The 14,289-nt window shown below is 60.2% G+C and carries 13 protein-coding genes; 9 read left to right on the top strand and 4 right to left on the bottom strand.

What is annotated here, in order from left to right; all coding sequences use genetic code 11:
- The first annotated feature begins 112 nt into the window (after positions 1-112).
- Positions 113-1,312: a glycine C-acetyltransferase gene (locus VL598_RS08030; protein ID WP_325326173.1), complete on the top strand. Its 1,200-nt coding sequence runs from the start codon at positions 113-115 to the stop codon at positions 1,310-1,312.
- 16 nt (positions 1,313-1,328) lie between these two features.
- Complete coding sequence (tdh, locus tag VL598_RS08025) at positions 1,329-2,360, top strand: L-threonine 3-dehydrogenase (protein WP_325326172.1); 1,032 nt, start codon at positions 1,329-1,331, stop codon at positions 2,358-2,360.
- A 34-nt stretch (positions 2,361-2,394) separates the two neighbouring features.
- Here tdh and VL598_RS08020 read toward each other — a convergent pair whose 3' ends face one another.
- Complete coding sequence (locus VL598_RS08020; protein ID WP_414718680.1) at positions 2,395-3,066, bottom strand: YceI family protein; 672 nt, start codon at positions 3,064-3,066, stop codon at positions 2,395-2,397.
- A 160-nt stretch (positions 3,067-3,226) separates the two neighbouring features.
- On the opposite strand from VL598_RS08020, the gene VL598_RS08015 reads away from it, so the two are divergent.
- From VL598_RS08015 to epsC, 7 genes are all read left to right on the top strand, one after another.
- On the top strand, positions 3,227-3,883 hold the full coding sequence (locus tag VL598_RS08015; protein ID WP_325326171.1) for a TetR/AcrR family transcriptional regulator: 657 nt from the start codon (positions 3,227-3,229) through the stop codon (positions 3,881-3,883).
- A gap of 54 nt (positions 3,884-3,937) precedes the next feature.
- A complete protein-coding gene (locus VL598_RS08010; RefSeq protein WP_325326170.1) occupies positions 3,938-4,426 on the top strand; it encodes a nuclear transport factor 2 family protein in 489 nt (162 codons plus the stop codon).
- Positions 4,427-4,600: 174 nt separating this feature from the next.
- Positions 4,601-5,140, top strand: coding sequence for a hypothetical protein (locus tag VL598_RS08005; protein ID WP_414718679.1), 540 nt, complete (start codon positions 4,601-4,603; stop codon positions 5,138-5,140).
- Positions 5,141-6,714: 1,574 nt separating this feature from the next.
- Positions 6,715-6,960 (top strand): H-NS family nucleoid-associated regulatory protein, encoded by a 246-nt coding sequence (locus VL598_RS08000; RefSeq protein ID WP_325326169.1) that lies wholly within the window; start codon positions 6,715-6,717, stop codon positions 6,958-6,960.
- Between the two features lie 991 nt (positions 6,961-7,951).
- The gene (locus tag VL598_RS07995; protein ID WP_325326168.1) at positions 7,952-9,235 is read left to right on the top strand and encodes an Nramp family divalent metal transporter; all 1,284 of its coding nucleotides are present in this window, start codon (positions 7,952-7,954) and stop codon (positions 9,233-9,235) included.
- A 481-nt stretch (positions 9,236-9,716) separates the two neighbouring features.
- Positions 9,717-9,950 (top strand): hypothetical protein, encoded by a 234-nt coding sequence (locus VL598_RS07990; protein WP_325326167.1) that lies wholly within the window; start codon positions 9,717-9,719, stop codon positions 9,948-9,950.
- 193 nt (positions 9,951-10,143) lie between these two features.
- Complete coding sequence (gene epsC / locus VL598_RS07985; protein WP_325326166.1) at positions 10,144-11,103, top strand: serine O-acetyltransferase EpsC; 960 nt, start codon at positions 10,144-10,146, stop codon at positions 11,101-11,103.
- 52 nt (positions 11,104-11,155) lie between these two features.
- Here epsC and folE read toward each other — a convergent pair whose 3' ends face one another.
- The 3 genes from folE to VL598_RS07970 all read right to left on the bottom strand — a co-directional run.
- On the bottom strand, positions 11,156-11,845 hold the full coding sequence (gene folE / locus VL598_RS07980; protein ID WP_325326165.1) for a GTP cyclohydrolase I FolE: 690 nt from the start codon (positions 11,843-11,845) through the stop codon (positions 11,156-11,158).
- A gap of 593 nt (positions 11,846-12,438) precedes the next feature.
- On the bottom strand, positions 12,439-12,687 hold the full coding sequence (locus VL598_RS07975; RefSeq protein WP_325326164.1) for a hypothetical protein: 249 nt from the start codon (positions 12,685-12,687) through the stop codon (positions 12,439-12,441).
- Positions 12,688-12,957: 270 nt separating this feature from the next.
- The coding region (locus VL598_RS07970) for an MFS transporter (protein ID WP_325326163.1) at positions 12,958-14,289 on the bottom strand (1,332 nt) is incomplete at its 5' end.

Here is a 14,289-nt window from a genome sequence, read left to right as displayed (position 1 = left end):
TTGTACGCTGGTAGCTGAGGGCGAGTATTCAAGCCCCCCGCGACAAGCCCCGCCTCGCGCCGGAGACCCCGGCAGCGTGCGGTGAAAAAACGACTCTTACAGGGAGCCTTCGATGCGCGATACCTATCTCGCCCATCTGCGCAGCACGATTGACCGCATTCGCGCAGACGGCTTTTATAAGTCCGAACGTGTGATTGCTAGTCCGCAGTCGTCCGCCGTGCATTTGACGACTGGCTCGGAAGTGCTGAACTTCTGTGCCAACAACTACCTTGGACTCGCCAACGACGCACGACTCGTCGCGGCGGCGAAAGACGGACTCGACAGGGACGGTTTTGGCGTGGCCTCAGTTCGCTTCATCTGCGGCACGCAAACCGTTCACAAGGATCTCGAGCACGCTCTGGCCGCATTCCTTGGCACCGAGGATTCCATCCTTTACTCAAGCTGCTTTGATGCGAACGGTGGCCTGTTCGAAACGCTCACCGATGAAAATGACGCCATCATCAGCGACGAGCTGAACCATGCCAGCATCATCGACGGTGTGCGGCTGTCGAAAGCGAAGCGCTATCGCTACAAGAACAACGATCTTGCTGACCTCGAAGCAAAGCTGCGCGAAGCGGACGCCGCCGGCGCGCGCTTTAAGCTTATTGCGACCGATGGTGTCTTCTCGATGGACGGGATCATCGCCAATCTCGCCGGCATTTGCGATCTCGCGGACCGATACGGCGCGCTCGTGATGGTCGACGATTCGCACGCTGTGGGCTTCATGGGCGAGCATGGGCGAGGCACGATCGAACATTGCGGTGTCGAGGGTCGTGTCGACATCATCACCGGCACACTCGGCAAAGCATTGGGCGGAGCATCGGGCGGCTATGTCGCGGCGCGTCGAGAGATCGTGGAGCTGCTGAGGCAGCGCTCGCGCCCCTATCTCTTTTCCAATTCGCTGGCACCGAGCATTGCGGCCGCGTCATTGAAAGTACTCGAGCTATTGCAAAGCGAGGAAGGCGCGCAGTTGCGCCGCCGTGTGCGCGCGAACGGTGAGCGTTTTCGGGAGGCAATGACGGAGGCGGGATTCACGCTCGTGCCGGGCGAACATCCGATCATTCCCGTCATGCTCGGCGATGCACTGATTGCGTCGCGTATGTCGGACGCCTTGTTGCAAGAGGGCGTTTATGTCATTGGTTTTTCCTACCCGGTCGTGCCGAAGGGGCGTGCGCGCATTCGCACGCAAATGAGCGCGGTGCACACCGCGCAGCAGATCGACCTCGCCGTCGACGCGTTCAAGCGCGTTGCTGCCGCTATTGGCGTCATCTAATTCGAGAAATTGCACCATGAAGGCACTGGCTAAGCTCCAACGCGGTCCCGGTCTCACCTTGACCGACGTGGCGAAACCTGAAGTCGGTCATAACGACATCATGATCCGTATCAAACGCACGGCGATTTGCGGCACGGATATCCATATCTGGAAGTGGGACGAGTGGGCGCAAAAGACGATTCCCGTGCCGATGCATGTCGGTCACGAGTATGTCGGCGAGATCGTCGAGATGGGGCAGGAGGTACGCGGCTTTGCGATCGGCGATCGCGTGTCCGGCGAAGGCCACATTACTTGCGGCTTCTGCCGCAACTGCCGCGCTGGGCGGCGTCATCTGTGCCGCAACACGGTGGGTGTCGGCGTCAACCGTGAAGGCGCTTTCGCCGAGTATCTGGTCATTCCCGCTTTCAATGCGTTCAAGATACCGGACGACATCTCCGACGACCTCGCCGCAATCTTCGACCCGTTCGGCAACGCGACCCACACCGCGCTGTCGTTCAATCTGGTCGGCGAGGACGTTCTCATCACGGGCGCGGGGCCCATCGGCATTATGGCGGTAGCTATTGCCAAGCATGTCGGCGCCCGCAATATCGTGATTACCGATGTGAACGATTATCGGCTCGAACTTGCGCGAAAGATGGGCGCGACGCGTGCAGTCAATGTACAAAGCGAATCGCTGCGCGATGTGATGAGCGACCTCCGTATGACGGAGGGCTTCGACGTCGGTCTTGAAATGTCGGGCGTGCCCAGCGCTTTCACGAGCATGCTCGAGGTGATGAACCACGGCGGCAAGGTCGCGCTGCTCGGCATACCGCCCGCACAAACGGCGATCGATTGGAATCAGGTGATCTTCAAAGGACTCGAAATCAAGGGCATTTACGGGCGCGAGATGTTCGAGACTTGGTACAAGATGGTCGCAATGCTGCAAAGTGGGCTCGACCTGTCGCCAATCCTGACGCATCGCTTCCCGGTTGCCGAATATGAGGCGGCCTTCGCGACCATGCTCTCAGGAGCGAGCGGCAAGGTCGTGCTCGACTGGACCACCGCCTGATCGAACGTTGATCGAATGTTGGACACGCGAGCGGCTATTCAGTCCGGCTGCTCGCTTTCTTCTCGAATTCGGCTTCGATTCTCACGTGCACGTCATCGCCGACAGCCGGATACCAAGTCGCAAGTCCAAACTGCGCTCGGCTGAAAGTGCCTTCAGCCGAAAACCCGAGCGTGTCATCTCTCGTCAGGGGGTTCACTCCGTAGCCATTGAAGGTAACGTTGAGTGAGACGGGGCGGGTGACGTCCCGAATCGTCAACTCGCCTTCGAGTTTGCCTGTGGCTTGGGCGGTACGTACGAAACGCGTACTCACGAAGCGGATCGTCGGGTACTTCTCCGCGTCGAACATATCCGAACCCTTGACCAGTTTATCGAGCATGGGCACTTTTGTGTCGACGCTCGAAGCATCGATCGAAACTTCGACGGCACTGGTCGCAAGCCCTTCGGGCTTCCAGTCGAGCAGCCCTTGCGCTCGATCGAACCGCATCACGAAGTGCGAATACCTCAAGTGCATCACGTCGAACGTAACGCTCCAATGATTCGCATCGAGCGCATAAGGTCCTGGAGGCACACGCGCCTCTTCAGTGCTGACGCCATAGGTCAGGACGCGCACCGGTGTGCAGCCGGGCATCAGCGCCGAGCTGACAGCGATGACTGTCACCAGGATGACACGCGATGTCGATGTACTGATAAAGGTGCGTGGTTTCATTGCAGTCGCCCTGAGTTTCGTCCGCTTCATAGCTTATACGTGTCTACCCGGCCAAAAAAGATAATCAGCCGGCCCTTTCGAAATGACGACCTAGGAGAACAGTCGTTCTACTACATGCTTGCTTGACAGGGGAGAACGATCGTTCTACCCTCGACCTGATATGACGAATCATCGATTACCCCTCGAGCCGGGCGATTCCTCATCCTCCGTTGTCGGCGTACGCGAGCGACTGCTGGACGCGGCGGAAGCATTGGTCTATGCGGGCGGCATTCATGCGACAGGCGTCGATGCGATCGTTCGACAGTCTTCCACGACGCGCAAGAGCTTTTATTCGCACTTCGAATCGAAGGATGCACTCGTCGCCGCGGCCCTCGCGCGGCGTCATGAACGCTGGATGCACTGGTTTATACAAGGCGTGCGCCGGTACGGACGAAAGCCGCGGGTCCAATTGCTTGCCATGTTCGACGTTCTGGCCGAATGGTTTTCGTCGCCAGGCTTTCATGGTTGTGCGTTCTTGAACGCTGCCGGCGAGATCAGTACGCCGGACGATCCCATCCGAGTCGTCGCACGCGAGCATAAGGCCCAGTTGCTCCAGTTCGTTCAGACGCTGTGCGAAGCACACATCACGGAAGCAGGGGGGGAAAGACGCCAGGCAAAGCAGCTTGCACGACAATGGCTAGTTCTGATCGACGGCGCCATCGGTGTCGCTCTGGTCAGCGGCGCGTCTGGCGCAGCCCGTGACGCGCGCACTGCGGCGGCACGTCTGCTGGATACAGTAAGCGCTGCGCCACCGCGCGCTCGCACAAGGAAGCGATGAGCATGAGAGCTTTGCTCATCCGTTGTTACCCCTTAGCTTGAAAGGAGAGCACGCATGTCTACCAACCAACAGTCAAACGAAGCCCGGCCACCACTGCCGCCCTTTACTCGCGAAACCGCCATTCAAAAGGTGCGTGCCGCCGAGGACGGCTGGAATTCCCGCGACCCGGAGCGCGTTGCCCTTGCCTATACGCCGCAGAGCGTCTGGCGTAACCGCGCCGAGTTCATCACCGGGCGTGCCGAGATCGCTGCCTTCCTGCATCGCAAATGGGCGAAGGAGCTCGACTATCGGCTCATCAAGGAGCTGTGGGCACACGACGACAACCGTATCGCCGTTCGTTTCGCCTATGAGTGGCACGACGACTCTGGCAACTGGTTCCGCTCCTACGGTAACGAAAATTGGGAGTTCGACGACCGTGGCCTTATGGCTCGCCGCTTCGCATGCATCAACGATTTGCCGATCCGAGAGAGCGAGCGCCTCTATCGCTGGCCGCTCGGACGCCGCCCGGATGACCATCCAGGCCTGTCTGAGTTGGGGCTATAGTCCGCCAGTTGCATCGGCCTGCTCCGTCTTCGGCGAGCCTTGTGGGCTCGTCGATACCGGAAAATCGCGCGCACAAACCGGCCTATCGGTGCGGACTGCGCGGCGAGCGGCCTAGCGTCGCCTCACGATAAGCTTTCACTGCCGGCCGGCTAGGTGCCGGCGAACGGAGTGAACATGTCTTGTTGGACATCGGCCGTGCAAAGCGCCTTTTCAAATGTGACGCGCGCGGCCTGTATCGGGGGGATACTTGGCGCGCTTGCGATGGGCGCGCCATTGCGCGTACAAGCTGCCGATTGGTGCAGCGGCGGCATCTGGATCGACGCGATGATCGGCTCTTACCATGTGCACCCCAAGCAATCGTTCGAAGACGTCAATCCCGGGCTCGGCGCGGAATGCTGGTTGAACGATCGTTGGGCAGTGACGGCCGGCGGATACCGCAACTCGCTTTCGCGTCCGTCGTGGTATGCCGGCGGCGTATGGTCGCCCGAGTTTCTGCATTGGGGAATCGTGCGGCTCGCTGCGATGGGCGGGATCATTTCCGGCTACAACTATGGCCAATGGGGTATAGGCGCTAACCATACGATCGGGCCTGTCGCAGCGCCCATCCTCATGGTCGAGTACAAGCGTGTAGGCGCTAACTTCATTGTTGTGCCCCCTATTCCGTCCGATAATTTGCCTTTCACGATCGGGTTTCAAGTGAAAGCCAGGTTTTGAAGCCGGTGCGCTTATTTCTGCCTTGCAGCGCATGATTCGTGGGCCGGACTCGTTTCAATCCCAAAGGGTGAGCCCTTACGGGAACCGGTGTTACTTGCTAGCATCCGCGCGGAGTTCCTTATTTGCTCTGAATGCTCCCGAAAAGGCTCACCACAACGGGGCGTCGTCTTTCTATCATGAGCCGGGCCCCAAGACGTCGAATCGGTCGAATTGAACTGAGGAGGCGAGGCGAGCCGGATATCCATTGATAGACGGGTGATCGCCGTTGCATGCCCCCATGCCGATGTTGGATGACCTACGGCCGATGATTGGCTCTAGAGGTGAGCCTTTTCGGGACGTTAGGGACAGCCAATTTTCAGGAATTCTCCGACGGTTTATTCTGCAGCGGTAGGCGCCTGATTCGGGGGCCCATCCGCGCGCCTTGGTCTCCAAGGATGCTCTTTCTGCCCGGTAATCCTCAGCATGCAATCGAGCGCGTGTTCCAAGGTGAGGGTTTTCGGGGGGCGTGTGTCCGATGGGCATATCGCCAAAGGTGAGTCTTTTCAGGACCTTCTTTTTGTGTGCGAATGGGCGCGATGTCAGCCGAAACGTGTAGCGCGACTGTCGTCGCCCGCCTGTCGGATTTGACGCCGCTTGCGATCCGTTTGTTGTCCATGATGCTGTGGACATGTCGACGCATGACCGGGAGACGCTGTCCATGCAGCCGCCAACGAGCTGGCCGCGATGCCGCGCTTGTCCTCGCCACAGCGCGATCGGGGAACTCCGTTATCGCCGACGGTGAGCTTTTTCGGGGGCATTCGGAAAGGTGAGCTTTTGCGGGAGATACGTGGGTTTGCCTCTAATCTGTTTGCCCCACGTCACGAAGGGCGGGCACTGTCTGGATGTCGTGATTGTTGGTGGGCGACTGTTTCAGCACCCCCAGGAATAGGGGGGGGAGTCCTGAATAAGCTCACCATTGCGGCACGCGTCCGCTCTATAGTGAGCTTATTCGGGAGACCTTGCCGGCCACGGACAGGCCCGGGTAGCGATGAATGCCGTGCGGCCAATCGCCGCCCAATCTTTATGTTTGAAACGTTGCCCGTAATAAACCACATGGAATCATTTTGTTGCCGACAATATCGGGTAAGAACACGGGAAAAACCGTAAAAGTTCCGGATAAGGAAGGAAAGCGATATTTCGAGCAATTGACAGTCGGCGCTCCGCGCCAGAGCGAGCGCAGCCCGCCGGGGCTTGCCTGCAAGCTAGGCGGTGCGGTTCGCGGACGTATTGGAACGCACCGTTGGCGCTTGTGTCGAAGAGGACCTAGGAGCGAATTTCGGCAATCGACCTTCGGATCGCATGTTGCCGTGGTAATCGGTATGCGACTCATGCCGCTCTGCTTGTTTATGAGATTTTGCTTTTTCGAATTTTTGTATCGATAATTAACGTCGACTGCATGAAACACGATCTGGCGAGCGTCCATCTGAGCCGCCGCCGGGTCGCTGTTGCCGCTGATCGCCGCGAGTCGAGTATGATTCGGCTCGGGTCAACAGGGGAGCCCGACCTCCCCGCATCAACCACTACCGGAATCATCGATGGAACAGCTTGAAGGAGAGGCTCGCGAACGATTAATTCGCTGGCTCCGGCGTCGCATGGACGAATATGGGATTACGGTCGAAGCCGTGGCCGAATCGATTTCGGCTGATCAGGAGGCCGAGCGGCCCGTGCTCTACCGCGATGCGATGGGTAATTCATGGGATGGCTACGGCGACCTGCCCGATTGGCTGCGTCGGGCCGTAGCCGCCGGGCAACAGATCGATTTTTTCCGCTGCGAGCACTAAGCGGGCGCCGAAGCATCGAGCTTCCCGCGAAATATCAATCCCCGTTGCATTGGGCGGCAGCCAGGGCCGGGGTTGGACGGCCCAGTAACCGTGCAGATACGTCGCGATAATGAAGCGGCTGCGGTATTTCGACGTCCCCGAATATTGGCGCAAACGGTTTTTCAACCCGCGAGAAGTAAAGACAATGGCCGCGCATTGCACCTTTCGTGCGCGCAACTCTTGCGTGCCGATTGCCGCCGTGCGTGTTTGCAGCATTGCCCGTTCGGCAGCGGGCCGAGTATCGGTGTCGCAACACTATGGCTGTTCGCAAGGAGTTCGCATAAATAGGCAAATTATGCGCCGCATAGGCGCGGATCGCAGCGGCTATGCACGTATTGCGGGCAAGCGCCGCCGCGTGCAATTCCACTCTTCGATACCGTTTCGAATTCGACAGCACGGGACCACTGCCAGGGTCGTGTGCGGCGATCAATCCGCAAGGCGCGCGTCAACATTCTCGATTTCGTAGACTGCCCTTCGAGTAAGCAGCCCAAGGGTGCGTGTGACGCGTGGCTGTTTGTCAATGTCCGCATTGCTTAGGACTGCGAAGGAGTCCGCTCATGCCCTGGCCGGGGGGAACGCGGGTACGCTCATTGCGCAACACCAGCCGAGTCAGTGCAGCACTGCGCTGGCTGAGTTCGGTTAGCCGCTGCATGACTCGCACGCCATAAATCGCACGCTTCGGGGACGGTGAGACATGTCGGCAAAAGTCGGCGAAAAGGCTCAAAAGAGTCGCGAAATTTATTGCGAGCCCGTGGCGGTTCGGCACCCAGAAGCTGTGAATGGCGTCACCGGGCCGTGGCGACCGGCGATGTCGGACTCCGCCATCTGGGAACGGTAATTGCGCAGGTCGATCAACTCGCAAAAGGGACGCGCCGCCTGCAACCGATGACGGGCACATGTGCGCGTGGAACCCATGTCATTCGACCGGGATCGAAGCCGTGCCGCAAACGAAATGGCGATACCAGACCGTCGTGCGGGCCTGAGCGCGCGCACGGCCGCGCACGTGCGCGAGGCGCTCGACGGCCGCCGTAGTGGCCTGCGCATTTTGCTTCCTCTCGCCGGCCCAGCCGTCGTAGTGTCGGTGGCTTACATGGATCCGGGTAATATTGCGACGAATTTGCAGGCGGGCGCAGGTTATGGCTACACCTTGATATGGGTAGTGCTGTTTGCCAATCTCGTTGCAATGCTGTTTCAGGCTATGTCGGCGCGCGTCGGTCTTGCGACCGGAGCGAGCCTTGCCAAGTTGTGTGCACGCCATTTTCCGAGGCCGGTCGTCATCGCCATGTGGATGGTCAGCGAGGTCGCCGCGATGGCGACAGACCTCGCTGAATTCCTGGGCGGCGCCATTGCGCTCTCACTGCTTGCGGGCTTGCCGCTGATTGCCGGCATGGGCGTGACAGCCGCGCTCACCTGGATCTTGCTGCTTATGCAGGCGCGTGGATTCCGGCCGCTCGAGCTGGCGATCGGCGCGCTCGTCGGCGTCATCGCGGTGGCTTATCTCGCGCAGCTCTTCATTGTTCCGCTTCAATGGCGGCCGCTGTTGCTGGGTGCCTTCGTGCCGACGATCATCGATAACCAGGCGCTGCTCATTGCCGTCGGCATTGTCGGTGCCACGGTCATGCCGCACGCGCTTTTTCTGCATTCGGGGCTGACTGGCGAACGCGTTACGCCGCTCACGGAAGCTGACCGGCGTAAGCTGATGCGTTATTCGAACGTTGAAGTCGTGATCGCGCTCGGCGTGGCAGGGCTCGTTAACATGACGATGGTTGCGATGGCCGCCGGTGCGTTTCATCGAGGCTATCCTCAGATTGCCGAGATCGAGACTGCCTATCACACACTGACGCCACTGTTCGGTGCAATGGCTGCGGGTCTGTTCCTGACTTCCTTGATGGCGTCGGGCATTTCCAGTTCCGTCGTGGGGACGATGGCTGGTCAGCTGATCATGAGCGACTTTCTGGGCTTCGCCGTGCCACTTTGGGTGCGGCGGCTGGTGACGATGCTGCCGAGCTTTGTCGTCGTAGCCCTGGGCCTCGACGCGACACGCGCACTTATCATTAGCCAAGTGGTGCTGAGTCTTGCTGTTCCGCTGCCGATGATTGCGCTCATTATCTTCGCCTGCCGAACCAAAACGTTGGGGCAGTATCGACTTGGTCGCCTAATGACGGTCCTTGCTGTTGCTTCCGCCCTCGCTGTTATTGGCCTCAATGTCGTACTTGTCTTCAATACCCTTTTCTGAGGTATGGCGCTAAAGCGGTGCGCTTTGCGGCGACAAAATACGAGGTTTCGCTGGCCGGATTGACGAAAGGTGAGACTTTTCGGGATCGTGGCGGCGCCGAAGGCTCGTCCGTCGCTGACGATGTACCGGCTGCCTCGGCAGGGGCGTCCGCCGTTCATACAGGTGGGTGCGCCAGCGCCTTTTCTGCTGGAATCGGCCCGGCGCGGCGTCCGAGCGATTTCGCCTCCACATTGCCGCGCGGCGCGCAAAGGTGAGCGTTTTCGGGGAGCGGGCGAGGGATCAACAAAATCTAGGAATATCGTGTCCGTTATTGCTACGCTTTTTTTGTTTTCTCTAGAATCGGGCTTTTCCAGAGTATGATTTTCGTTCGGCGAGTCACGCGCGCCTGCAAGAACGGCGACTGCCCGTTTTGTTGCTGCGTGTTCCTAAGTTTCAGCGCCGGTCGCTCATGAAAAGAAAGTAACTTAAAGGCAGGCGACTTATGCATTCGGATGCCGCATTCCGCCATCGGGGATATTTGCTCAACTGCGCGCCCGCAAGGTCCGTGGATGGGACTTTTCAGCCGTATGTCGTTATCTCTCGCTCGAGCGACGGGGAGCTCGTTGCGAACCGTTTCTTCCCATCCGATTTGCGGTTTGCCGATGAGGCGGCCGCCGTTGCGCATGCACGCGACTGGGCTGTGCGCTGGATCGACGCGAGCAGCCTGACCGTCTAGCCGGTGAGTCGTCGGTGATGCGTTTGCCGCCCTCGCGGGCCCGGACGATGGCGCCTGAGCGGCGCGACGTGGAACTGCTGGAGCCGCCCGGGCCGCACTCAGGCCTGCCCGTGCGCCGCGCATGTGCGCATGAAACGCGGTAAGCTCTGGCAACATAACGTTTCCCGGCTGCACCACGCAGTTTGTTCAGATCATGCCTAATTCTCCCGCCTCCCTATGGGGACTCGAAGAAATCGTCGCGGAACTGCGGGCTTCCCGAGAGGAACTGCACCGCACTCGCCATCCGCGAGGCATTCGGGAGTTGCCTTCGCGTGAAGCCATCGTCGCTATTGTGAACGGCCTGCGGGCCGCCATGTTCCCGACGCATTACGGCGCCCCCGATCTGACTGACGAGACGGTCGATTATTACGTTGGACATACGCTCGACAGTACGCTGCGGCTCCTGCGTGAGCAGGTACACCGCGCGCTGCGCTTGTTGCCCGAGCATGAGCAAACGTCCAGTGCGGAGCTGGCCGCGCGGGCCTACGAGATCACGCGCGCATTCGGTGTGCAGCTGCCGTCGATCCGTGCAATGCTCGTCAGCGACATCCAGGCGGCTTTTGCAGGGGATCCCGCCGCGCACGACATTACGGAGATTCTGCTTTGCTACCCCGGCGTGCTTGCCATGATGCATCACCGGGTGGCACACGCGTTCTATCGCCAGGGCGTCCCATTGCTTGCACGCTTCGTCAACGAGATCGCTCATTCGGCCACCGGGATCGATATCCATCCCGGTGCGCAGATTGGCCCAAGCTTTTTCATCGACCACGGTACCGGGGTCGTCATTGGCGAAACCGCCGTCATCGGCGAGCGCGTGCGGGTTTATCAGGCTGTGACGCTCGGTGCAAAAAGCTTTCCTGCTGATAGCGACGGCACGCTCGTTAAAGGTCGGCCTCGTCATCCGATTGTCGAGGATGACGTCGTCATCTACGCGGGCGCAACGATCCTCGGGCGCGTGACGATCGGGCGGGGGGCGGTCATCGGGGGCAACGTCTGGCTCACGCATAGTGTCTCGCCCGGTGCCAGCGTCTCGCAGGGCAGCGTGCGGGAGGGCGGTGAAGGTGGCCGTGCCGAGGAGCCCGAGCACGATACGGCGAGGCGTCTGCGCAAATGAAGGGGCGAGCCGGCTGCGGGATGGATTCGGCAGACGGCTAGCGCTTCGGACCTCAGACGTTGGGCATGCCGGTGACGCTTGGTGCACCGACGATCGCGAGGAATTCACGACGCGTGGACGGATCGGTGCGAAACGCGCCCAGCATCCGGGAAGTCACCATCGCCACGCCGGGCTTGTGCACGCCGCGCGTCGTAATGCACTGGTGCGCGGCCTCGAGTATGACGCCTACTCCTCGCGGTTGCAGAATCTCGTTGAGCGTATCGGCAATCTGCACCGTCATCTTTTCTTGAATCTGCAGCCGCTTCGCGAAGGCATCGACGAGCCGAGCCAGCTTTGAGATGCCGACCACGCGATGCTTCGGCAGATAAGCGACATGGGCGCGGCCGATAATCGGCACCATGTGATGCTCGCAGTAGCTTTCGAAGCGGATGTCCTTGAGCACAACCATTTCGTCGTAGCCATCGACCTCTGAGAACGTGCGGGCCAGAATCTCGCGCGGATCGATCCGATAGCCCGCAAAGAACTCTTCGTAGGCGCGTGCGACGCGCGCTGGCGTTTCCAGCAGGCCTTCGCGATCAGGGTCGTCGCCAGCCCAGCGCAGCAGGACGCGAACGGCGTCTTCGGCCTGCTCGCGCGTGGGCCGTGCGACCCACCTGGTGGCCGGATTTACATCGCTCACGGCGCTTACCGCTTTCTTGGCGAGTGGTGCGCTCTTCGTCTTCGATCGGGGGCTGCTCTTCATCGCTGACTGTCCTCCTATGACACCACATGGCACGGTCGCGCGGGTGCGAGGGCACCTCGCGCATGGGCTGCCGATTTCGTAGGTTGTGGGCATTGTTCCATGTTTTGCCACGGATCGCCCATGTCGCCGGCAATGCGCCATTGTCGCAGCACAATAAAATACTTCGTACTGCTAAGGAATTTGGCGATATCCCCTACGCCACGTTGAACGGTCTTGATCTTTATCGCGCGGATGCACAGCGTGCGGGAGTACGAAGCTCCATCGCTCGACTTGTCGCATGCGCTCGGAACCGCTTTGTCGGCGGTGGCCATACCGATCCCGAGGGGTATGCGGCGAATGACGCCGGCGTCACCGAAACCGACTTGATCGGCGAACTCGTGCGTGCCTGCACTCATCGTAAAAGGCACGTACGACGGCTCGATTACGCCCGACGCCCGACCAGCGCCGGGCGCTCGCGGCCGCAATCGGCTGCAATCGATGGCAGCCGTTATGTCGAGAGCTCGACGCAGTCTATTTGCAGAATGTCGAACAGGCCGGCGCGTTTGACCCGGGTGCGCCGACTTGCGGCTCGCACCGCTTTGTGGCCCAAGCGCCTACTCTTCGGCGTCGTGTTCCGCGACAAAGCGGAACAAGTAGGCCCGCAAGGCAGCCTCTAGCGCTCGATGATCGGCCACGCTCTTCGAGCCGGACTCGGCTTCATCGCCGAAAAGCGTGGGTGGCGCATCGTACACGCCGACTTCGAAGTTTTCGCGTAGCACGCGAATCTCGTGCGTTGTTTCGGCGTACTCGGCGACCCAATGTATGCCTTCGATCAGGGCACCAGTCCTAAGCGGGGTTCTCATCAGATTTTGCTCCGGGAAACCTCCGCCTTTTCCCCAAGAGGACTTCCAGCGGGGCGTAGGCTGAGGAGTAAAAGAGCGCCGCCGCAAAGCGGCATTCGGTAAGCAACGAAGAGGTATTCATATAAGGCGTCAACCGATGCCCCTGCCGGCGCCCGGCGTTGGAACGGTATGGCCGCGACCGGTGCCACGAAACCAAGCGTACGCTTCTCGGGCGTTTTGCGCATCTGCTGCGTCCTGGCTCATCGGTTGGACGCAGCATGACGGTGCGCGTTAGTGGTTGATTGCTTCGAGCGCACGTCCTTTCGTCGACGGCCCCAGCACGATCATGATGAGCCCGATGACCATTGAGGCCGCGATAAAGACGGCGACGCCCGGCACGCCGTAGTTGTGCAGCAGAATGCCGATGGCGAGCCCCGCAAAAGCGGCGGCTATGCGGCTCCACGAGTAGACGAAGCCGATCGCGCGCGCACGCACACGCGTCGGATAAAGCTCCGCCTGATAGCCGTGATAGGCATACGACATCACGTTCGATGCAAGCGTGAAGAGAACGCCGAGGGCAATCAGTACGGTGGGTTGCGTGGACTGCGCGAACAGCGCGATCACGATACCCATGACGATGAGCCCACCGCAGATTTGGGTCTTGCGCTCGAGCTTGTCGGCGAAGAACGTGCCGATGAGCGGTCCAAATGGATTGGCGATCGCGATGACGAACGCATAGCCGAGGCTCGCGGTTACGTGAATGCCCCGGTGGATGAGCAGTGTCGGCACCCAGGCGGCAAAGCCATAAAACCCGATGACCTGAGCCATGTTGAAGACTGAAAGAAGAATTGTGCGTTTCAGATAGACAGGCCCGAAGATCTCGAGGAAGGCGCCGCGTCCCTCAATCTCTGGCGAGACAGCCTGCGGAATCGGCAGCGCGGTCCCTTTCTCCGCGGCCACGCGGCGTTCAATATCGGCGACGATGCTTTCGGCCTCCTCGATGCGCCCGTGGCGTGCGAGCCAGCGGGGGCTTTCGGGGATGTTGCGGCGGACGATCCATACGACGGCCGCGCCAAGCGTGCCGATCAGGATTACGACGCGCCAGTCATCGAGGCCGAACGGCCGCGTGTCTTTGAGGATATAAGCGAGAAACGCGACGACAGGCACTGCGCAGAAGGAAATGAACTGATTGACCGCGTAGGCGCGACCACGCTCGCCGCTCGGTATCAGCTCGGAGATGTACGAATCGATCGTCACTAGCTCGACACCGATGCCGATGCCGGCGGCAAAGCGCCAAAGATTGATAGCGAAGCCCGTGTGCTGAAAGGCCATCGCTGCAGTGCAGGCGACGTACCAGATGAGCGACCAGGTGAAAATGAAGCGGCGGCCGAATCGATCCGCAACAGATCCGAAAACGAGCGCGCCGACCCAAAGTCCGGCGAAGGTCGAAAAGACGAAGGTGCCAAAGCCGGCAACGGCGAGTGGCGCCAAGCCGGCGAAGAAGCCGAGCGACTCGGGCTTGAAGAGGCCCGACTGGCTCATGCCCGGCGCTACGTAACCAGTGAAGAAAAGGTCGTAGTACTCGAAGACCCCGCCGAGCGAGATCAGGATCACCATGGTCCA

Origin of the sequence: Trinickia sp., from assembly GCF_035492435.1 — a bacterium.
Classification (GTDB): domain Bacteria; phylum Pseudomonadota; class Gammaproteobacteria; order Burkholderiales; family Burkholderiaceae; genus Trinickia.
Note: the sequence above shows the minus strand (reverse complement) of the source record. Positions and strands in the feature narration are given on the sequence as shown.